This is a genomic window from Runella defluvii, from assembly GCF_014195535.1.
Classification (GTDB): Bacteria; Bacteroidota; Bacteroidia; order Cytophagales; family Spirosomataceae; genus Runella; species Runella defluvii.
In genome coordinates, this window is sequence record NZ_JACIBY010000008.1 from 216914 (window position 1) to 236023 (window position 19110).

20 protein-coding genes are annotated in these 19110 nt (G+C 45.0%); 7 read left to right on the top strand and 13 right to left on the bottom strand.

Going from position 1 to position 19110, the window contains the following annotated elements; genetic code table 11:
- Positions 1-179: 179 nt before the first annotated feature.
- Positions 180-1040: a TspO-related membrane protein gene (locus FHS57_RS19170; RefSeq protein WP_183976522.1), complete on the top strand. Its 861-nt coding sequence runs from the start codon at positions 180-182 to the stop codon at positions 1038-1040.
- Here FHS57_RS19170 and FHS57_RS19175 read toward each other — a convergent pair.
- Genes FHS57_RS19175 through rpoN form a run of 5 tightly spaced genes read right to left on the bottom strand, consistent with a single transcriptional unit; the run spans position 982 to position 7976 of the window.
- Positions 982-2448 (bottom strand): hybrid sensor histidine kinase/response regulator, encoded by a 1467-nt coding sequence (locus FHS57_RS19175; protein WP_183976523.1) that lies wholly within the window; start codon positions 2446-2448, stop codon positions 982-984. The two genes, FHS57_RS19170 and FHS57_RS19175, sit on opposite strands and share 59 nt — an antisense overlap.
- Before the next feature lie 15 nt (positions 2449-2463).
- A complete protein-coding gene (locus tag FHS57_RS19180; protein WP_183976525.1) occupies positions 2464-2934 on the bottom strand; it encodes a response regulator in 471 nt (156 codons plus the stop codon).
- Positions 2935-2977: 43 nt separating this feature from the next.
- Positions 2978-4975 carry a PAS domain-containing sensor histidine kinase gene (locus FHS57_RS19185; protein WP_183976527.1) on the bottom strand — a complete coding sequence of 666 codons (1998 nt, stop codon included), beginning with the start codon at positions 4973-4975 and terminating at the stop codon, positions 2978-2980.
- Positions 4976-5007: 32 nt separating this feature from the next.
- Positions 5008-6504, bottom strand: coding sequence for a sigma-54-dependent transcriptional regulator (locus FHS57_RS19190; protein WP_183976529.1), 1497 nt, complete (start codon positions 6502-6504; stop codon positions 5008-5010).
- Between the two features lie 35 nt (positions 6505-6539).
- Complete coding sequence (gene rpoN / locus FHS57_RS19195) at positions 6540-7976, bottom strand: RNA polymerase factor sigma-54 (RefSeq protein WP_183976530.1); 1437 nt, start codon at positions 7974-7976, stop codon at positions 6540-6542.
- A 149-nt stretch (positions 7977-8125) separates the two neighbouring features.
- On the opposite strand from rpoN, the gene FHS57_RS19200 reads away from it, so the two are divergent.
- Both FHS57_RS19200 and FHS57_RS19205 read left to right on the top strand, forming a co-directional pair.
- Entirely contained in the window at positions 8126-9634 is a 1509-nt protein-coding gene (locus tag FHS57_RS19200; RefSeq protein WP_183976532.1) for a sensor histidine kinase, read from the top strand.
- A 9-nt stretch (positions 9635-9643) separates the two neighbouring features.
- Positions 9644-10072: a response regulator gene (locus FHS57_RS19205; protein WP_183976534.1), complete on the top strand. Its 429-nt coding sequence runs from the start codon at positions 9644-9646 to the stop codon at positions 10070-10072.
- Here the strand turns inward: FHS57_RS19205 and FHS57_RS19210 are convergent.
- From FHS57_RS19210 to FHS57_RS19220, 3 genes are read right to left on the bottom strand one after another with little or no spacing between them, the layout of a single operon-like run.
- Positions 10069-10443, bottom strand: coding sequence for a hypothetical protein (locus FHS57_RS19210; protein WP_183976536.1), 375 nt, complete (start codon positions 10441-10443; stop codon positions 10069-10071). The genes FHS57_RS19205 and FHS57_RS19210 overlap by 4 nt on opposite strands.
- Positions 10433-10798 (bottom strand): phage holin family protein, encoded by a 366-nt coding sequence (locus FHS57_RS19215; RefSeq protein ID WP_183976538.1) that lies wholly within the window; start codon positions 10796-10798, stop codon positions 10433-10435. Before FHS57_RS19215 ends, FHS57_RS19210 begins: the two co-directional genes overlap by 11 nt.
- A gap of 57 nt (positions 10799-10855) precedes the next feature.
- A complete protein-coding gene (locus FHS57_RS19220; RefSeq protein WP_183976540.1) occupies positions 10856-11161 on the bottom strand; it encodes a YtxH domain-containing protein in 306 nt (101 codons plus the stop codon).
- 271 nt (positions 11162-11432) lie between these two features.
- Between FHS57_RS19220 and FHS57_RS19225 the strand changes: the two genes are divergently transcribed.
- Positions 11433-11795 carry a response regulator gene (locus tag FHS57_RS19225; RefSeq protein WP_183976542.1) on the top strand — a complete coding sequence of 121 codons (363 nt, stop codon included), beginning with the start codon at positions 11433-11435 and terminating at the stop codon, positions 11793-11795.
- Between the two features lie 103 nt (positions 11796-11898).
- On the opposite strand, the gene FHS57_RS19230 is transcribed toward FHS57_RS19225, so the two are convergent.
- Entirely contained in the window at positions 11899-12237 is a 339-nt protein-coding gene (locus tag FHS57_RS19230) for a YtxH domain-containing protein (protein WP_183976543.1), read from the bottom strand.
- Between the two features lie 27 nt (positions 12238-12264).
- The gene (locus tag FHS57_RS19235) at positions 12265-12483 is read right to left on the bottom strand and encodes a hypothetical protein (RefSeq protein WP_183976545.1); all 219 of its coding nucleotides are present in this window, start codon (positions 12481-12483) and stop codon (positions 12265-12267) included.
- A 216-nt stretch (positions 12484-12699) separates the two neighbouring features.
- Between FHS57_RS19235 and FHS57_RS19240 the strand changes: the two genes are divergently transcribed.
- Positions 12700-13197, top strand: a complete 498-nt coding sequence (locus FHS57_RS19240; RefSeq protein ID WP_183976547.1) for a ferritin-like domain-containing protein — start codon at positions 12700-12702, stop codon at positions 13195-13197.
- Between the two features lie 79 nt (positions 13198-13276).
- Here the strand turns inward: FHS57_RS19240 and FHS57_RS19245 are convergent, their stop codons facing one another.
- Positions 13277-14764 carry a serine hydrolase domain-containing protein gene (locus FHS57_RS19245; protein ID WP_183976549.1) on the bottom strand — a complete coding sequence of 496 codons (1488 nt, stop codon included), beginning with the start codon at positions 14762-14764 and terminating at the stop codon, positions 13277-13279.
- A 29-nt stretch (positions 14765-14793) separates the two neighbouring features.
- Complete coding sequence (locus FHS57_RS19250; protein WP_183976551.1) at positions 14794-15132, bottom strand: DUF6249 domain-containing protein; 339 nt, start codon at positions 15130-15132, stop codon at positions 14794-14796.
- Positions 15133-15421: 289 nt separating this feature from the next.
- Between FHS57_RS19250 and FHS57_RS19255 the strand changes: the two genes are divergently transcribed.
- Positions 15422-15973 carry an RNA polymerase sigma factor gene (locus FHS57_RS19255; RefSeq protein ID WP_183976553.1) on the top strand — a complete coding sequence of 184 codons (552 nt, stop codon included), beginning with the start codon at positions 15422-15424 and terminating at the stop codon, positions 15971-15973.
- Between the two features lie 75 nt (positions 15974-16048).
- On the top strand, positions 16049-16537 hold the full coding sequence (locus tag FHS57_RS19260; protein ID WP_183976555.1) for a hypothetical protein: 489 nt from the start codon (positions 16049-16051) through the stop codon (positions 16535-16537).
- On the opposite strand, the gene FHS57_RS19265 is transcribed toward FHS57_RS19260, so the two are convergent.
- Positions 16534-18963 carry a TonB-dependent receptor gene (locus FHS57_RS19265; RefSeq protein ID WP_183976557.1) on the bottom strand — a complete coding sequence of 810 codons (2430 nt, stop codon included), beginning with the start codon at positions 18961-18963 and terminating at the stop codon, positions 16534-16536. The two genes, FHS57_RS19260 and FHS57_RS19265, sit on opposite strands and share 4 nt — an antisense overlap.
- Between the last annotated feature and the right edge of the window lie 147 nt (positions 18964-19110).

Consider the following 19110-nt stretch of genomic DNA (forward strand, 5'->3'; position numbering starts at 1 on the left):
TAGGTTGAAAAATTGATTGATGCTCAGTAAGTTAAAAACCTTGTTCCAGTGCCAAAACCACCCGAAAAATGGGGAAAATGAGGCGAGACATGGGAGAAAATGTGGAACAAATGCCACAGTTGGGGCAAACAATGGCTTTGGAACGCGTGTTTTATTACTAATAGAAAACATGAAAAACTATGAAAGCACAGATGAATAACCTAGGCGTCAAGACTTTACAGTTGCTTAACTGGGTCTTTTTTGTAGTGATGATTGCGGCCAACTACCTTGCCGTAGCGCTACCTTTAAATCATAAAACCACGGGACAGCTTTCTGACCAATATCCTAATTTGTTTGTTCCTGCCCCTATCACATTTTCCATTTGGGGAGTGATTTATCTTCTCCTTTTTTGGTTTTGTGTCAAACAAAGCAAGTCGATGTTTCAAAGAAATGTGGATCCTGCCACGGGCGAAACGGTTAGAAGTATCGGGTTGGGTTTTGTGACGACCTGCTTTCTGAATGCCTCTTGGATTTGTTTGTGGCATTTTGAATACATCGCCATTTCGGTGGTCGTTATGGTGTTGTTATTGGCCCAATTGGTTCAAATCAACCGTAAAATAGATGGAATTGCCCCTGCGCTTACGCTTGGAAGTCGGGTGGCACTAAAAGCGCCATTTGGGATGTATTTGGGCTGGATTTGCATTGCCACGATTGCCAACGTGACGGCCTATTTGGTGAGTTGGGGCTGGACAGAAAACGAAGTGTCGTGGGCAAGTACGATGGTTGTCATTGGAGCCATTGTGACGGGTATTGCTCTGAACCTACTGCGCAATGGCTACCTGAGCCTTTCAGTTTTGTGGGCTTTTACGGGCATCCTCATTGCACGTCATCAAGCAGCAGAGTACCACCGTATTTTGGTGTGGGCCACGGTGTTTGCCATGCTGCTTGTGGTGGGTGCGTTGGCGATTGAGTTATTGCGGTCGTTGTTCCGAAAAACAATCATCAGACCATTTCCTCCTCAGCAAAGGACGTATATTTCGCAAGTGGAAACATCACAGTAAAAGTAGTGCCTTTTTCAAGTTCGGATTCGACTTCGACCGTCGCTTGATGCGAATGTAAAATGGTAAGCGTAGCGGCCAGTCCCAGCCCTAAACCGTTTGTTTTTGAGGTGAAATAAGGCTCAAACAAACGGTTTAGGTTTTCTGGACTAATGCCCGAGCCATTGTCTTGGACTTTGACAAAACAAGTTTCGTCGTCGATGTACGTAACAATGGTCAGCACGCCCGATTCGGGTTCCATGGCCTCGATGGCATTGATAATAAGATTGAGTAGGGCAATTTTAATCTTTGACGCATCCAATTCCAAAAGGCACGCTGGCCCAAATTCTTTGATGAGCGTTATTTTCTTCAAATTGATGCGGTCGATGGCCTCAGCAAGCGCTGCTTCCAAAATATCTTGAATAGAAACGTGTTTGAGAATCGTTTCTTGGGGTTTAAACGAATTGAGGAGTTCGGTAATAAGACCGTTGATTCGGTGGCCGTTACGTCGAATAATATCCGTAAAAAGGCGCAAATCTTCGTCTTCAAGCTCGGGTTCTAGTTGGTCGAGCGACAAGTGAATGTTGGTAAGGGGATTCCGAACTTCGTGGGCAAGCGTTCGTACAAGACGGGCCGTAGAAGCGGCTTTTTCGGCCAATAATCTGTCCCGTTCAAGTTTTTTACGGGCCGTAATGTCCTGAATAACAATCATAATGTACGGAAGCCCCTCGCTGTCGGTATGCCTGCTGATGTGGAGCGAGCAGAGTGTCCGTTCGTTGTTTTTACGGAGCAATAGCGCATCGAAATGGTCCAACGAATCGCGGTGTTCAAGCGCCAGCACGTAGCGGTCGTAATCAGAAACGGTGACAAACAAATCGCGAAAATGAAGCTGTCGGATGTCAGTTTCGTCAAACCCAAGGAGGGTGAGGGCGGCGGTATTGTGGTAAAAAATGAGTCCATTGGGGCGCTTCAAAAGAACAGCATCTTTTATGTGTTCAAAGATGTTGCGCAGTCGGGTTTCGCTTTCTCGAAGCCGCCGAACACTCTCTGCACGCTCCAATGAGTACCGAATACACCGATTTAATTTCTCAGAATCCAACTCACTTTTAACCAGATAATCCATCGCCCCAAGACGCATGGCTTCGAGGTCGATGTGCTGGTCGCCTTTGCCCGTAAGCAGCACAATGGGGCAGCTTACACCCCTGTCGAGGGCCATTTTGAGCAAGTCGATACCCGTTTTTGCTCCCAACAAAAAATCAAAAAAACACAGGTCGAAGTTATCCTGCGTGAGTTTTTTGATGCCCTCGTTAAATGAGTTTGCCCAAGTGATATCAAACTTCTTGGAAGGTATTTCTTTGATGTAATCGGAGGTCAAATAAAAATCATCTTCGTCGTCGTCAACGATGAGGAGTTTGAGGGTTTCGGTGCTCATGTGCGTTAAAAAAGCTTACTTACGATTTTGAGGAAGTTGGACAATATCAAGCCAGTAGTGGCCGAGGGTTCGGGCTATTTCGGTAAATTCGGTGAATGTGACGGGTTTGGTAATAAAACTATTTACCCCCAATTGGTACGTTTTTAAGACGTCCTGTTCGGCTTTGGACGTAGTGAGGGCAACGATTGGTATGGTACGGAGCGTTTCGTCCGACTTAATTTCTTTGAGGGCTTCGCGACCGTCCATTTTGGGCATATTGAGGTCAAGCAAAATAAGCGAAGGACGTGGTGCATCGGCGGGTTCGGCGTATTTGTTGCGTTTTTTGAGGTAATCAAGCAACTCAAGACCATCGTTTACAAAGCGAATGTCAATATAAGAACGGGCTTCTTCAAAGGCTTCTTTGGTGAAAAGTTGGTCGTCTTCATCATCCTCGGCGACCAAAATTAATGCTCGATTTTTGCTGTAGTGGGTGTCGTGTGCTTCCAAAATGGTTGGTGTTACAGGTTAAACATAGGTTAAAATGAGGCAGTTATTTGACAGGCAAGTAAAAGACGAACTCGGCTCCTTGCTCTTCTTGGCCTTCGGCCTCGATATATCCTTGGTGGGTTTCCACAATTTTTCGACAAATGGCCAACCCCAAGCCCGTTCCTTCGTACTCGGAGCGCCCATGAAGCCGTTGGAAAATCCCAAAAATGCGTTGATTGTATTCGGGCGCAAAGCCAATGCCGTTGTCTTGGACCGAAAATTTATAATAATGTAGCTCAGAATTAAGCTGAGGGTTGTATTTTATGTCATTTTTACTGACCTCAGCTGCCGAAATTTCAATGCTTGGTTTGGTGTCTTTTTTGCTGAATTTCAGAGCGTTGTCGATGAGGTTTTGAAATAACTGACGCATCTGAACGGGTTGGGCGTCCACCGTTGGCAAGTCACCAATCGTGACGGTGGCTTGTTTTTCTTGGACTTTCAGTTCGAGGTCTTCAAGTACTTGTTTAATAACCTCTTGTAGCGAAACCGTTTGCAGCGATTCCATCTGGCGTGATGCCCGCGAGTAGGTCAGAAGCCCTTCGATGAGGTGGTTCATCCGTTGGGCGGCATTGGTCATGCGGCCGAGCAAAAAACGCCCGTCGTCGCCGAGACTTTCTTGGTATTTCTTTTCGAGACGTTCGCCAAACGCAATGATTTTGCGCAGTGGCTCTTGTAAATCGTGGGAAGCTACGTACGCAAATTGCTCCAGCTCACGGTTACTTTTATTGACGGCTTCGAGTTGGCGTTCGAGTTCGCGTTTATAAATTTCAAGCTGAGTGACGTCAATGCAAACTCCAACGATTTTTTGGACTTTTCCGTGTTCGTCAAAATGGCTTTTTGCCCGAATAGAAATGTACTTCAAGTCGCCATTTTTATCAACCAAGCGGTGGTTGAGTTCGTTGATGGCATTTTTTCCTGCCAATAATTCGGCCGCAAAATCATCAATGGCCTTGATGTCGCTAGGATGTCCAAACTGATTGTAAAACCCTTCGGGAACAGTATGGTTGGGACACGTGCTTGAGTCAATGCCTAGCAAATGAAACATACCTTCCGACCAGCGAAAACTTTGTTGGCCCAACTGCCACTCCCAGCTTCCAAACTTAAAAATGGATTCTGCCTCTTCCATTTGCGCCTGCTGACGTTCGAGCTCGACAATTTTTTTGGCAAGTTCGTCTTCGTAGCGCTTGGTCAAGGTAATGTCCGAAACGGTGCCAATCAGCGAAAAGCTTTGCTCGTCAAAAAAAGCATGGGTGCGAAGCAAAACCTGTTTTTGTTGGCCATTGGTGTCAATCATCCCGTGCTCAATTTCATAGTACGGGTCTTTGGAGGCAAGGTGAGCTTGGGCAATGGCCTGAACGCGCTCACGCTCCTGCGTGGGAATCAGCTCCGAGTAAGTTTGAAACGGAACAAAGCTGTCGGGATAATCTTTGACAGACAGCCCCGTAATATCAAAAACACCGTTGGACCAATACACCTTGTCGTTGGCGGGGTAATTGCTTACAGCCCATGAGCCAAACTTAAGTGCGCGCTCGGTGTCTTCGATGTGTTGTTGTTTTTTATAAATTGTTTGCTCCCTGAGTTGCGACTGAGTGACGTCTTCGGCAGTAAGAATCAGGTAGTGGTTATTTCCTTCTTCGTCTTTTTTAAGGACAGTGCCACGGTTACGAAGCGTAAGAATGTCGCCATTTTTGTGGCGAAATCCCATCATAAATTCTACATTTTCTCCGATCTGAAGGTTGTGGAATTTTTCTGAGATTTGCGTTGAAAAATTAGCACGGTCTTCAATAATCATAATCGGCCCAAACGTGTCGCCCATGTCGTGAATATCGTCGAGCGAATACCCCAGCAATTCAGTGACTCGGTCACTGACAAATGCTAACTTGTTGATTTTTAGGTCAATCACGTAAATAAGGTCAGGTAGAATACGGCAAAGCAATTCTACTTGGCTTCCAATCAAGTCGAGCTGAAATGTTTTAAGCGGATTATCGTAGGGTACGGTCATGGTATCTTAAATGCCAAAAACAGCTAGGAGTGCTAGCTGTTTAAGTTGAGGCTTTTCATTTTGTTATAAAGCGTTTTTCGGTCGATGCCCAAAGCGGCGGCTGCTTTACTTTTATTGAAATTAACCTGCTTCAACACATTCAAAATCATTTCGTATTCGGCTTCCAACGCGGCGGCTTTTAGGTCGGTTTTGTTAAACACAGCTTTCGCGGCTACGGGTACCGCCACGACGGGTTGGGGCGGTGCATAAATGGGTGCTTCTACGGGCGGCGGTGGTATGGAGGCTACCGCAGGGGTACTGGGTTCTAAAAATAGCAATCGACTGTAATTCAGCAATTCAAATGGGAGCGTTCGGGCTTCTATCATGCTTCCTTCCGATAGCAACGTGGAACGTTTGATGACGTTTCGCATCTCGCGGAGGTTGCCAGGCCAAGGATATTCTTCAAACGCCTGAATGACTTCGGCCGAAAAACCACGGACATTTTTCCCCAATTCCTCGTTGGTTTTATCAAGAAAAAACTGGGCAAACGCCATGAGGTCTTGCTTGCGATCACGAAGCGGTGGGACATCGATGCTAAACTCGTTGAAACGGTAATACAAATCTTCGCGGAATTTTCCTCGGCGGGCGGCTTCGATGAGGCGCTCGTTGGAGGCAACAATGATGCGAACGTCAACTTCGAGTTCGCGATTTCCGCCTATTCGACGCACTTTCCGTTCTTGCACCACGCGGAGTAAAGACACTTGAACATCGTAAGGTAAATTTCCAATTTCGTCCAAAAAGAGCGTACCGCCATTGGCCATTTCAAAATGACCGATTTTTTGGGTGAGTGCGCCCGTAAATGAACCCTTTTCGTGCCCAAACAACTCACTCGCAGCCAAGTCGCGAGAAATAGCCCCGCAGTCCATGGCCACAAACGGCCCGTTGGCGCGCTTGCTTCGGCGGTGGATTTCGAGGGCAACGGCTTCTTTTCCTGAGCCACTTTCGCCGTAAACGAGAACGCTATAATTGGTCGGGGCAACCAAGTCAACTTGTTTGTACAACTGCTGAGATTCGGGGCCATTTCCTAAAATATAAGCAGGCGCGGGGCCACTGCTTTTTTTACGGGACGACGATGGGCTGTTGGTTTCTTCCTCGACCGAAGCCGCCGCAGGCACAATGTGGTGGGTGGGCTGGCTGAGGGCTTTTTTGATGGTCAATAGAATTTCGTCGGGAAAAAGGGGCTTCGTAATGTAATCATAAGCCCCTTGTTTCATGACGTTGATGGCCACTTTTATGTCGGAATAACCCGTTATAATGAGCACTGGAACGTAAGGAAACCGCTCTTTGATTTGGGCTAATATCGTAACGCCGTCCATATCTCCTAGCTTGAAATCCGTCAAAACAAGGTCTGGACGAAAGTCGTCGAGGGTGGCCAAACCAGTGACACCATTGTGCGCAATGGCCACATCAAACCCATTTTTACTTAAAAAGCGGCGTAAAAGTAAGCAGATGTCGGTGTCGTCGTCGATGACTAAGATTTTTTGTGCCATGAGATGCAAAAACTAATTAAAATCAAGTAAGTACGTTATAAAATTCGCCGCATGGTTGCGGACGGAATATCGAGTAAATCGCGGTATTTGGCGATCGTTCTACGAGCCAATGAATACCCTTGTTGCGCCAAAAGTTCCGTTAATTGGGTGTCGTTGAGCGGCTGAGATTTGTCTTCTTGCCCCACCAACGCGACCAAAGCGGATTGAATCTGGCGGTTGGAAACTTCTTCGCCGTTGTCGGTTTTAACACCTTCGGTAAATAAGTCTTTTAAATGAATAATTCCAAACGGAGTTTGGGCATATTTTCCACTTGTGGTTCGCGAAATGGTTGATACATCCATTTTGATGCGTTCGGCAATGTCGCGCAACACCATTGGTTTCAAGTGCCGTACATCTCCCGTCAAAAAATACGCACGTTGCAAATTTACAATGGTACGCATGGTTTTGAGCATGGTCGCTTCGCGTTGCAAAATGGCTTCGATTAACCACTGGGCGGCCGAAATTTTTGAGTTGACGTAACTAGCCGCCGAGCGCGATGTGCCCACAGATTTGGCATAATCGGTATTGACCTTCAGCGGTGGAATCCCGCGCGTGTTAAGTCCAACTTCGATGGCCTCGTTTTCGACTGTTATGATGTAATCAGGCACAATGGTTTCTTTCATCACCATGGCTGAACTGCTGCCGCCATCGACAATTGGGTAAGGGCGGAGGGTGCTAATGAGCGCAATTGCCTCTTTCAATTCGTGCTGTTGCAGGCCGCTCATGCGCATAATTTTATCATAATTACGGGCCGCAACTTCCTCAAAAAGGTCATCGACCAGCCACGAAGCTACGCCCGCAACGGGACTTTTTTCGCGGGCCAACTGCATCAACAGGCAATCTTTTAAGTCGCGCGCTCCCAAACCAATAGGCTCCATTTTTCGGAGACAATCAACCAAAAAATGCACGTCTTCTTCTTCCACAAATACCCCCGTCGTAAACGAAACGTCATCTGCTAGGGTGCTTACTGAAGCAGGTAAATAACCTTGGTCAGTGAGGGAATCTATCAGAAAATCAGTAAGTTGAAGTTGCTTTTCTGAAAACGGCAACAAGTGAAATTGTTCTTTTAATTCACTCCGCCAATCGGTGGTTTCGACCACCACAGGCGTATATAGTTTGTCATCGTCGGAGCCATGGTCAATGCGCGTCCGATAGTCGGGTAAGTCATCGTTGCTAAACTCGTCCCAGTCCATGTAGTCTTGGGTACGGTCTTCGGCTTGTGCGCTCGACGAAAACTCCGCGTCGTTCGCCTCTCCGTCTTGCTCGTCGTTTTGGCGTTCTTCCAAGAGAGGATTTTCTTCCAACTCGTTTTTGATGTACTGCTCAAGCTCCAGTGAATTCAATTGCAGAAAATTCAGCAACTGAATTTGGGAGGGCGAGATTTTAAGCGTTTGCTTTTGCGATTGTAACAGGTTAAAGGCAGGTGCGGCCATGGTGTGGTATGGGAATTGTTCTGTGGTTGTGGTATTAAAAAAATATGCCCAAGTTTCACTTTTGGGTATTTTTTTTGAAAAATGGGGCAGCAAATTTTAGTTAATTCTAAAAAAATGCTGAATTTTGATAGACTTGGTAACAGTTTCGCATGAGAACAAGAGCGCAGAAAATTAAAGTGTGGTTTTTGATTCGTTTTTTACCCAAATTGGGGAAATATTTCCACAGTTTTTCGGGTAAAAAAATTCCCAATTTGAATCCTTTGTATTCCGTCCCCAGTGCTCTTTTTACCATTATTTTGGCGACGTTTGTCAGCTTACTTTTATTGGTTTTTTTGAGTTGGGTTACCTTCAATCACTTTGAAGAGATGGGAAAACGGACGAATGATGTGGCGCATTCGTACCAAATCCGATTTTTGAACAAAGAACTAATCAAGACATTAGTTGATATAGAAACAGGTCAGCGGGGTTTTCTACTGTCGCATCAGGAGCATTTTTTGGGGCCTTACCAACAAGGACTCGAAAACATAAAGCATTACCAGTCGGACTTGCGGGCGCTCGTGAGCGACAATGATACCCAATTGAAGCGGCTAGATTCACTTGATTTATTTATAAAACAACGGTTGATTTTCATTAGAGGGAACATTGCCCGTGCGAAAGAAAATATCCCAATCGACCTAAAGACCTTGAATTTTGGAAAAGGGTATATGGATAAGATTCGGGCTACCTCCGAGCGTTTTGATCAGCAGGAAAAAGGTTACTTAGAAGTCCGCATTGAATTACAAAAAAGTGCTGACCACAACATGTCGCTGTATCTATTGGGGCTGTGTGGGTTAGCCTTGGCTTTTTTGGCCGTCTTTTTCCGTCTTTTGTACGTTGAATTGAGCCGTCGGATTGGGTTTCAAACGGAATTGGAAAATAAATTGTCAGAACTCGAACGTACCAATGCCGAATTGGAACAATTTGCTTACGTAGCTTCGCACGATTTGCAGGAGCCGTTGCGGAAAATTCGAGCATTTAGCGAACGATTGCAGGTTCGGCACGCGCCACAGCTCAACGAAGATGCCCAAAATAGCCTGGTGAAGATAAGTCAGTCGGCGATGCGGATGCAAAACCTCATCAATGACCTCTTGGCATTTTCAAAAGCGACCAATCGAAGGGAAGAAAATTTTGAAAAAGTGGACTTAAACGAGGTGCTAAAAAATATACGAGAAGAATTGTCGGAGCGAATTGTACAGAAAAATGCACGCATCATAAGTCAGCCACTTCCTGAGGTGTTGGGGGTACGAAGTCAGTTTGAACAATTGTTTACTAACCTGATTTCCAACTCAATGAAGTATTGCCACGAGGGCGTTGCCCCACTGGTGACGATTGACTACCAACAGGTAGCGGGGGGAGAAATACCGAATGCGGGCGATTTGCAGAGCGAAAATATATACCACCGAATTACGTTTATAGATAACGGGATAGGTTTTGAACCTCAATATGCTGAGAAAATTTTCGTAATTTTCCAGCGATTACACAGCCGTAACGAATTTGAAGGAACGGGAATTGGTCTTTCGTTGTGCCGTAGAATTGTCACCAATCATAACGGATACATACTGGCCGAACCTCGTCAGGGAGAATCGGGGGCCATTTTTCACGTTTACCTTCCCAAATAACCTAAACGAATGAACAAAGCAATAACGATTCTTATTTGTGACGACGACGAAGATGATGTGTATTTATTGAAGTCGGTCATGGAAGAATGTGGTATAAAAAATCCGATTGTGTATGCAAAAAATGGGCTTGAAGCAATAGCAAACCTCAATTCTCCTGCGTTGCAAAACAGAATTGGTTTGGTACTGCTCGACCTAAATATGCCAAAAATGGATGGGAGGGAAGTGCTAAAAGCCGTAAAATCGGATGGATTGTTACGGCGTATTCCTATTGTGATTCTGACGACATCGAGCGCCAGTGAAGACATCGACAATTGCTATTCGATGGGGGCCAATTGTTTTATTACGAAACCTGCTTCGTACGAAAACTTCAACGATACCGTCAAAACGTTGCTTAAATTTTGGACCCAACTGAGTCGTTTGCCCGTGGGGGCTAATTAGCGCTTATCGGTTGCTTTTTTAAACCACCTCAGTCCTTTTTCTAGGAACGATGTGCTGTTGCGTTGAATGACGTTGGCGGCGGCATTTTGAACCAAAAAAGGAACAACTAGCCGTGGCAACCAACCTGCTTTTTTGAGTAAGCGACGGCGAAGCAACAGGTCAACACCGATGCCAACGCCCACGTAAAGAAGGCCTTTGCGGGGTCTAGCAAACACATCTTTCACGACACCCAGGGCTTGCCGAGCAGGATTAAGCTCCTGTTGAATGGCTTGTACACGGGTGTGCATGTGAAGTTGTGACAAAGCTAATTTATTCTTCAAATTGGCGCGTTCGGCCCGAATATCTTCGATGGTTTGGATGTTATTTTTCATAATAAAATTGTTTGATAAAGGCATTGACAACGGGAACCCGAATAAATTGGTCTTTGACCCAAAATAGAACGAGTCCTACAATTCCATAAAAAAGACCCACTAAAAAAAAGCCTTTGGCGGGGCTATGAAGCCATTCGCCTAGCAACCAAGCTACTCCCAAGCTGAGAAATAAAAGCACGATAGTGCCGATGGTACCTAAAATCAACAACGACACGACGTGAGAAGCGGCGCGGGCTGATTTTTCTGAGAGGTCGAGAACGCCTAAGTTCCAACGGGCTTCGAGGTAGGTAGTGGCAGAATCGAGCCAATCGGTGGCGTTATCTTTGATTTCATGGGCTGATTTGATGACTTCCATGGCGGTAAGGGAAATGACCAAGCGAGCTGCCTCGCTTGGTCGGGATGAATGAAGGGGTTATGATTTGAGCGAGTTGGCAAATTGCCCTGCTTCCGATTCTACTCGGTCTTTGATTTCAGCTACTTTGCCTACTACTTTCGATTTTGCATTTTGCGCAGCGTCTTCTACTTCTTCGGCGACTTGGGCGTATTGTGTACGTCCATTTTGGAGCGCGTCTAGCAAATCTGAAGCGAAATTATTCGCGGTTTCGCGAAGTTTTTCACGGATATCGCTTCCTTTTTCTGGCGCAAACATCATTCCGATTACGGCACCTGCTGCGGCTGCCGCAGCTACGCCCAATACTACTTTTGAATTGTTAGTCATGGCAATTATTTGTTTAAATGATTTGTGATGATTTATTCATTTACTGATGAATTCGAACAATAAGATAAAAAGGCTGTTCCAAAGCCAAGAAGGGGGATTTGAGTGGAAAATTGAGGCATTTTTACCCCGATTGGGGAGATTCTACCAAAACCAGCCCGTATTTCTACGTGCTACTGGCACGGTTTTTTAATGTTAATACATATATTGCTTACCACTACCGTAAGCATCCCCACTACTGAAAGATTAGCCTTTTATTTAATGATTTATTGAAATGGATAATGCGAGTTTAGAGAAGGTCTATGAGAGAGCATTGATAATCGACGACGAACTGGATACGTGTCTATTATTAGGAATGTTTCTTAAAAAATACGGTATCGTGTCGATGCGGGCCCACAGCCTTGCAGATGGCCTTGCCAAGCTGACCGCGGAAGCCCCTCAGTTGATTTTTCTGGACAATAACCTTCCCGACGGAACGGGCATTGATTATATCGCACAAGTGAGACAACAAATGCCGCAAGCCAAACTCGTGATGATGACGGCCATGAGCGCCTTACGCGAACAAGCCCTGGCACTTGGCGCAGATGGTTTTGTTGAAAAGCCGCTGGATGTGAAGAAGATAGCGAGTGTTTTGTAATGATCGTTTTTTGAATGAGCGATTGGCGTTCATTCTTTTTTTTGCTAAAAAAAAAGCCTGCGAGCATTGCTCACAGGCGCGTTTGTTTTAAGACGTTTAGCTGCTAAGCGGATACATCTTCTTTGATTTCTTTCGTTTTCTTTGATATTTTTTCGCCTACCTCGTGGGCTTTTTCTTTGGTTTTGTCCCACGCATCTTCAGCCGCGTCTTTGGCATCTTCCCAAATATCTTCGGCTTTTTCTTTGGCGTCATCCCAAGCGTCTTCTGCTTTGTCCTTAAATTGTTCCCATTTGCTGTCGGCTTTTTCAGCTGCTACTTCAGCTTTGGCTTGGGCCTTGGCTACTGCTACTTCCACTTTGGCTTCTGCTTTTGTGGCGGCTTTTTCCATTTTTTCGATGCCTTCTTGAGCGGTTTCTTTGATTTTTTGTTCTGTGGTTTTCATGTTAATTGAGTTTTATGGTTTTCAAATTTATTTTCCAATGGTGGTGTCACTTTCGGTGACGATGGCGGAGTCTGTAGGCTGCACTTTGCCAAAACGCTGTTCGTTGGGGCGGGTTACAAAACCTGCGAAATACGCGGCTACCATTAACCCGATGCCTACCAACAAAACGGTAAGCGTGATTTTGGAGGCGGAATACTTCCTCGACTCCGCCGAGTCTCTTGCACTTTTTCTTTCTATGTTATTCATGGTTGCTGTCTTTAATTTGTGGTCATAACTGTTTGGTAATGAATTGTATAAAAAATAAATACCATACTTATTTGTGAGAAAAAATGAGGTGTATTTTCCCCAATTTGACCTTTTAGGGACTTTTTTAGCGTTCTAATTCCCCAATGTGCTTCCTAAAAATGGGTGGAACTGTTTTGTTGGCTTATTGGCTACTCATTCACTAAACAACGTAAGACCATGATACAGAACGAAGTAATAACACGGACGCTCAATGAGCTTTTAAGAATTAACAACGACCGTCTTTCTGGTTATCAAATTGCCGCTTCTGATACCAAAGACGAAGGCTTGAAAGTTATTTTTTCGAGTATGTACAATGAAAGCGTCAATTTTGCGGAAACCCTAGCCGCTTACATACGCGAAGCGGGTGAAATCCCCGCGAATGAAGGAACGTTGGTAGGGATTCTCCACCAAGCTTGGCTCAATTTTAAAGCGGCTGTGGTGGGTAATGACCGAAACGGTATTTTGAGCTCGTGCGAGTTTGGGGATGAAGCGGCTATTGAGGCGTACCAAGCAGCACTGGAAGTGGAAGATATTCAAGCAAACGCTGAAATCAAGGGGGTATTGCTGGGACAAAAGGGGAGTATCGAACAATCACTTAAAGTGATTCAGTCGCTCCACCATAGCCAAGCGGCAAATACCTACGAGCAAGAAACCATGAAGCTGATGGAAGAGTAGAAGAGCATTAGGAATTACGAATTGGGGGATTAGAAATGCTAAATCCAACTATCGTAATTCCTAATTTTTAACTCCTAATTTATTTTTTCCCCATTTCAATGTCGATGATTTGTTTTCCTTTGTCTTTCAAGTAACTCTTTACCAAAAGGTCGTAGGCTTTGTAGCCGTCGTCGGCATTGGTAAAAATAAGGAGTCCTTCGCGGGTTTTAGGAAAAATAAACACCAAGGTTTTAACGCCTTCATCGGCGCCACCGTGCGAAAGCGCATAGTCTCCATTGGCCAATTCATACATTTCCCAGCCCAGTCCAAAGTATTTGTTTTCTTTGGTTTTAACTTGGTGTTTCACCATTTCTTCGGCCACAGCTTTGCTAAGGCCCTCGTTGTTGAGTACCGAAACCAAAAACTTGCCATAGTCTTCGATGGTCGTTACCAAGTCGTCGGCTGCATTGGGTGTGGTGGTTTTGTTTATGTTGTATGGAATACCTTGCGTATTATAACCCACGGCAAAACGACTTTCGTCAAACGAGCCATCCCAGTAAAAGTGCGTGTCTTTCATTCCGATGGGTTCCAGTACCCATTCTTTGGCAAGTTGGTCTAGCGACTTTTTAAATTTCTTTTCCAACGCTTTGCGGAGGTATTCCAACCCCTCGCCCGAATACCCATAGGCAGTACCTGGGTCGGAGTTAAAGGCTAATTTTTGGGTAGGGTGATTCCGACGCCAGTTTGGAAAGCCCGTTTGGTGTGACAAAACGTGCCGCGTGGTCAATTGGGCGTGGCGCGGGTCATTTTTAAGGTCGGGGTCAATCCAATAATTGGCCAAGGGTTCGTCCAACTTCCATTTTCCTGCACTCACCAAGCGAAGCGTCAAAATGGCTACGACAGGTTTTGTCAACGATGCCACGTTAAAAAGGGCATTGTAGGGCGCCGTTTCTCCTTTTTTTATTTCCCCATAGACGTTTATTTCTTTTAATTTCCCCTCACGAATAATCCCTACTCCCAGCGCTGGAATGTGGTTTTGGGCGAGCCATTGTTTGATTCCTTCTTCATTTTCAAACGTATTTGCTTCTTTATCAGGTGCATCGGTGGTTTGGTGGTCGAAACTAAGGCCACGTGCAAACCGCCATTTTCCCGCTTCCAAGAGCCACAAATGCGTAAATCGGGCAATGCTTGCAAACCGTTCGGGTTGGCCTTTATTGGTTTCATAAAACCGATGCCGCCCCGACTGAATTGCCCCGTAAATGACGCCATCTTTGGCCAGAGGATAAACTTCCATACTGCCTTTTACCAATTCACGGCGCGACTGATAACGCTCTGGATGGGCACAAAGGCCATTTTTAAGGCTATTGATGAAAGCACGTTTTCCCATCGTAATGCCACCTTTGTCGTGGTAAAACTCAAAGTTTTCGCTAACAAGTTCTTCCAACGGTCCTAAATCGCAGGTGTTGAAAGTAATGTTGAACATAATACTATCTTGGCCTTGGATGGCTTTGAAAAGATTATCTGTTTGGGCGTTGGCTGTGAAGAAGAAGAGGATACTCGACACAAGAATTAAAGTAATACGTTTCATGGCTGTTTGGGAGAAATGAATTTACTATCTTATTTATTTAACTTTCGTTCGATTAAAAAGCTGATAATGAGGCTTATACCGCCAAAAAGGAAAATCATGGATAAAAAAGCACCTTGAGGAGGTACATCGAAATGGGTATGAGCAAAGTTGCCAAACAAAATGCCGACGCCAATGCCAACGAGCAATAAACCGTACCTTAGGGTGGCAGATAAGGTACTTTTTTGGTTAAAAAACTCAGCGGTAGAAAGTCCGCGTTCCATAAGCGACATGCGTTCGCGGTGGCGGGTCATGAGCAATACGTAAAGAGTTCCGAATACAGAACCAAAGGCCGTAATTGACACAATACAATCTCTTAATATCTCGTCCATAACAGTTAATTTTTAGGTGACTGCTCATAGGACACGAGAAGTGCAAGACTGGTTACAAAATTCTATGATTACTTATGTGAAAATTCTACAGTGCCCTATGTGTTTTATGAGGTAACCACATAGTTCACACAGTATTTTTCACATAGAAAACAGAGTTCAAAGCTGTATTCTATGATTACTATGTGAAAATTCTAACGTGCCCTATGTGTTTTAAAATGAATGCCCTAAATTCCGCAGTATAATTCACGAATCTGTAACCAATGCTCTCAAACGCCTGTCATATGTAGGAATGGAACAGCAAGACTACAAATACATTGACCAAGTTCTGAAGGGCGACCATCGCGCGTATGCGTATTTGGTGGATAAGTATAAGTACATGGTTTATACGATTGCGGTAAAAATGGTGGAAAACGAAGCCGAAGCCGAGGATATTGCCCAAGAGGTTTTTATCAAAGCGTATCGTCAGCTTTATCGTTTTGAACGACGGTCGAAGTTTTCGACGTGGCTATACACCATTGCGTACCGAACGGCAGCCTCAAAGTTGAAAGAAAATGCGTTGGATACGGCTCCGTTGACGGACGAATTATCGGATACGTATTGGTCGGAGGAAACCTCCACGGAAGCACCACCGATGGAAGCCTCTGAACAACAACGGTTTGTCAGAGACGCCATTAGTCAATTGCCTAAGTTAGAAGCGGTGGTCGTAACGCTTTATTATTTGGATGAACGTTCGGTCAAGGAAATCCAAGAAATTACGGGCCTGACGGCCGAAAATATTAAAATTCGACTGTTTCGCGCCCGAAAAAAGCTGGAACATTCCTTGCGTTTTTTGTTGGAGTAGGCTCAAACCGTTGCAGTTAGACTTATATGCCTTATATGGTTTTATAAAATTATACTCGTTGATTAGGAAACTAAGATGGAAGAGGAAAAAGAAAATAAGCTGCAAGAACTTCTGAAAAAAGCTGATTGGGACGCCCCAAGCCCGCTTTTTACGGACAAACTTATGCTAAAAATTGAGGCAGAAGCGGCGTTGTCGGAAGTAAAAGAACCTGCGCTTCGGATGTTGTTGCAGCAGCATGGCCTCGAAAAAACAGCTCCCGATTTTACGAAAAATGTGTTGACGCAAATCGCACCTCCCAAAACCGTATTTGCGCCTATTATACCCACCTACGTGTGGTACATGGTGGCAACTTTTGTGGGTGCATTGCTGGTTTTTGGGTTGTTTTTTCCACAAAAAAACTCCTCAGGAACTGTGCCCCGAGGAGTGAAGTTGATTTCCTTCGACGTATCAAAACTTACTTCTGCCATACCCGACCAATTGTTGATGGGTGCAGTGGCTGTTTGTGTTTTGTTGGTGTTTGATTACGTGATTCGGTACGGCAAAAACAACGTTCAACAAGTCTAGGCTTTTACCCGACTCTTCTCGCTGTCGGAGCCACCCGTTTGACGAAGGTTGAGCGTTTTTCCTTTGTTAAATCGGTACGAAAAGGTGAGCGTAGCCACGCGGGTATCCAAATAGCTAAACCAATTGGCTTCGGCATTGGCTATGTTTCGGATGTCTCCTTTGATTTGATTGGTATAAAATACGTCGCTGACGTTCAATTTTAGCGTGCCTTTGTTCTTCATAATGCGTTTGGAAACCCCTGCTCGTACGTTTCCAATGGGATAAATGAGCAATTGACCTAACAAAAAGGTGGTTTGGTAGGAGCCTGCCAACTCCGCCGCCCATCCGTCTTTGAGCTGAAATTGGTTGGTAGGAACCACAGCCCAATAAAACCGCGAATCGTCGAGTTTTTGGCCGTAGAGTGTCGCCTTGAATCCGTTACTGATGTATTCAGTATAAAGGTTGAGCGACCACCATTTGGCCAACTGAAAGCTTCCATTTACAGAAATGCCGTACGAAATTCGCTGCCCAAAATTTCCTGGGCGACTGTAATAAATAGTGCCGCGTTGTTCGTTGGTTTCGGAAATGACGTTTTTGGCGATGCTGTATTGAAGCGTCGTCGTAATGCGTTGTTTGAAGGTGTGAGACAATTCAAAATTATACGAGAAAGTAGGCTGTAAAAATGGGTTTCCGCCGTAGTACGTAAAACGGTCGAGCGGGTAGGAGAAGGGGTTCATGTCCTGATAATTAGGACGTTCAATGCGCCGCCCAAACGAAAAACCTAACAAGTGCACCGCCGCTGAGTCCAACCGATACTGCATGTACAAAGTAGGGAACAAGTTGTTGTAGTTGCGAGTAAACGTCGAATCTTTGGTTTGTTTATTTCCTAACTGATGCCCGCGAATATTGGTGTTTTCAAACCGAAGCCCTGCTTGAACTGTCAATCGACGCAGTTCTTTTGCATAATTGAGGTAGCCTGCGTTGATGTTTTCGTTGTAGTTGAAGCTATTGGTAAATTCATAATTGGGGAAAAGTTTACCGTCAACTTGGTCAGAAAAATCAGCGACGTTGCCCGTACTGATAAAACTTGTTTTGACACCCGTTTCAAATTTTCCGCCGCTAGCCAACGGATGCACATAGTCAATTTTGGCCGTACCGATGTCGATGTTTGTGGGCAAAGAAGACACCAAAACCGACTGACTAACGAATTTATTTTGGGCATCAAAAAGTGAATTGGTGAGCGACTGTACCGTGGTTGCTTGGTAGTGAATATAGTCAACGTTGGTAGAAAGCTCTTTGCCCGTGCTGTCAAGTTTGTAGGCGTAGTTGAGGTTGATGCTGCCGTTTTTTAGGGTCTTGTCCGTCGGGCTGATGGCTTCCACCAAGCTAGTAACTTCGTTGGAAGCGTTGAAAACCTTGGCTTTGTTGGTGACATCCACGTGCGATGGATTAATAAAGCCCGTAAGAACGACCCCAAATGTAGCTTTTTTAGAGGCATAATAATCAAAACCCACTTTGGCATTGTTGCCGCCAATGTTCCGTTGAATGTAGGAATTTTGGGTAAATGCCGAGGAAAAAATGGTCGTATTGGGCTGAAAATACCGCCGCCAAATGGTTAAATCTTGGTAGCTATTGTTTTGATTTACACTCAGGTTACTAAAAAAGTTAAACTTATTGATGCGGTAATTGAAGTTAAAGCTGTTGTTGGAACGACGATACGTGCCTTGTCCGTAGCTCAGGCTGAGTCCACCATTAAAGCCTTTGACGGTATTCTTTTTAAGACGAATGTTAATCACCCCTGCGTTGCCAGCGGCATCGTATTTGGCGGGAGGGTTGGGCATAATTTCGATGGTTTCGACCGAACCCGCGGCCAATGACTTGAGGTAGTTCGACAAATCTTCCGCCGACAAATAAGTGGGTTTGTCGTCGATAAAAACCACGACGCCCGTTTTGCCCTTGAGGCGAATCCCTCCGTTGGGGTCGATGGCCAAGCCTGGTGATTTTTCCAGCACATCCATGGCATTGGTACCTGCGTTGCTAATCAGGGCATCAACATTAATAACTGTTCGGTCAATTTTGGTTTCTACAAAGGGTTTTTTGCCCGTTACTTTCACTTCGGCTAACGTTTTTTCGCCCTCACTGAGTTGAATTAGGGGCAATACAAGGTCAGATTGCCCCACTTCAAAGGCTTTACTTAGGTATTTTTGATAGGTTAAGTGTGAAATGCTTATGAGGTAAGCGCCTGCTTTGATGTTTAGAAGTTCAAAATTACCGTTTGGCTCAGTAATGGCTGCTTTAACGAATGTGGAATCTTTGGATTTTAACAGCGAAATAACGGCGCCATCGAGGGGCTGCTGGGACGTATTAGCGACGTTTCCGCTGATTTTGGCAGTTTGAGCGAGTAAGAAATGGGTGGATAGTAACAGTAAAAAGATAGCTCTTGTCATTGGAATTTGGGTTGTTGAAATAATGATGTGTCACTAAAGTTGTGCCAAGATTAAAAATGGTTTGATATACAGGTAGTTGAGTGAATATGTGAATGAGTTCTTGTCCGAAACTGAACAATTTCTGTGCAAAATCGGACGTTGCTCTGG

What these genes read in the sequence shown, in the direction of transcription:
- FHS57_RS19170 (WP_183976522.1), top strand. Translation starts at nt 180, where the DNA reads ATGAAAGCACAGATGAATAACCTAGGCGTCAAGACTTTACAGTTGCTT.
- FHS57_RS19175 (WP_183976523.1), bottom strand. Translation starts at nt 2,448, where the DNA reads ATGAGCACCGAAACCCTCAAACTCCTCATCGTTGACGACGACGAAGAT.
- FHS57_RS19185 (WP_183976527.1), bottom strand. Translation starts at nt 4,975, where the DNA reads ATGACCGTACCCTACGATAATCCGCTTAAAACATTTCAGCTCGACTTG.
- FHS57_RS19190 (WP_183976529.1), bottom strand. Translation starts at nt 6,504, where the DNA reads ATGGCACAAAAAATCTTAGTCATCGACGACGACACCGACATCTGCTTA.
- rpoN (WP_183976530.1), bottom strand. Translation starts at nt 7,976, where the DNA reads ATGGCCGCACCTGCCTTTAACCTGTTACAATCGCAAAAGCAAACGCTT.
- FHS57_RS19200 (WP_183976532.1), top strand. Translation starts at nt 8,126, where the DNA reads ATGAGAACAAGAGCGCAGAAAATTAAAGTGTGGTTTTTGATTCGTTTT.
- FHS57_RS19205 (WP_183976534.1), top strand. Translation starts at nt 9,644, where the DNA reads ATGAACAAAGCAATAACGATTCTTATTTGTGACGACGACGAAGATGAT.
- FHS57_RS19210 (WP_183976536.1), bottom strand. Translation starts at nt 10,443, where the DNA reads ATGAAAAATAACATCCAAACCATCGAAGATATTCGGGCCGAACGCGCC.
- FHS57_RS19215 (WP_183976538.1), bottom strand. Translation starts at nt 10,798, where the DNA reads ATGGAAGTCATCAAATCAGCCCATGAAATCAAAGATAACGCCACCGAT.
- FHS57_RS19220 (WP_183976540.1), bottom strand. Translation starts at nt 11,161, where the DNA reads ATGACTAACAATTCAAAAGTAGTATTGGGCGTAGCTGCGGCAGCCGCA.
- FHS57_RS19225 (WP_183976542.1), top strand. Translation starts at nt 11,433, where the DNA reads ATGGATAATGCGAGTTTAGAGAAGGTCTATGAGAGAGCATTGATAATC.
- FHS57_RS19230 (WP_183976543.1), bottom strand. Translation starts at nt 12,237, where the DNA reads ATGAAAACCACAGAACAAAAAATCAAAGAAACCGCTCAAGAAGGCATC.
- FHS57_RS19235 (WP_183976545.1), bottom strand. Translation starts at nt 12,483, where the DNA reads ATGAATAACATAGAAAGAAAAAGTGCAAGAGACTCGGCGGAGTCGAGG.
- FHS57_RS19240 (WP_183976547.1), top strand. Translation starts at nt 12,700, where the DNA reads ATGATACAGAACGAAGTAATAACACGGACGCTCAATGAGCTTTTAAGA.
- FHS57_RS19245 (WP_183976549.1), bottom strand. Translation starts at nt 14,764, where the DNA reads ATGAAACGTATTACTTTAATTCTTGTGTCGAGTATCCTCTTCTTCTTC.
- FHS57_RS19250 (WP_183976551.1), bottom strand. Translation starts at nt 15,132, where the DNA reads ATGGACGAGATATTAAGAGATTGTATTGTGTCAATTACGGCCTTTGGT.
- FHS57_RS19255 (WP_183976553.1), top strand. Translation starts at nt 15,422, where the DNA reads ATGGAACAGCAAGACTACAAATACATTGACCAAGTTCTGAAGGGCGAC.
- FHS57_RS19260 (WP_183976555.1), top strand. Translation starts at nt 16,049, where the DNA reads ATGGAAGAGGAAAAAGAAAATAAGCTGCAAGAACTTCTGAAAAAAGCT.
- FHS57_RS19265 (WP_183976557.1), bottom strand. Translation starts at nt 18,963, where the DNA reads ATGACAAGAGCTATCTTTTTACTGTTACTATCCACCCATTTCTTACTC.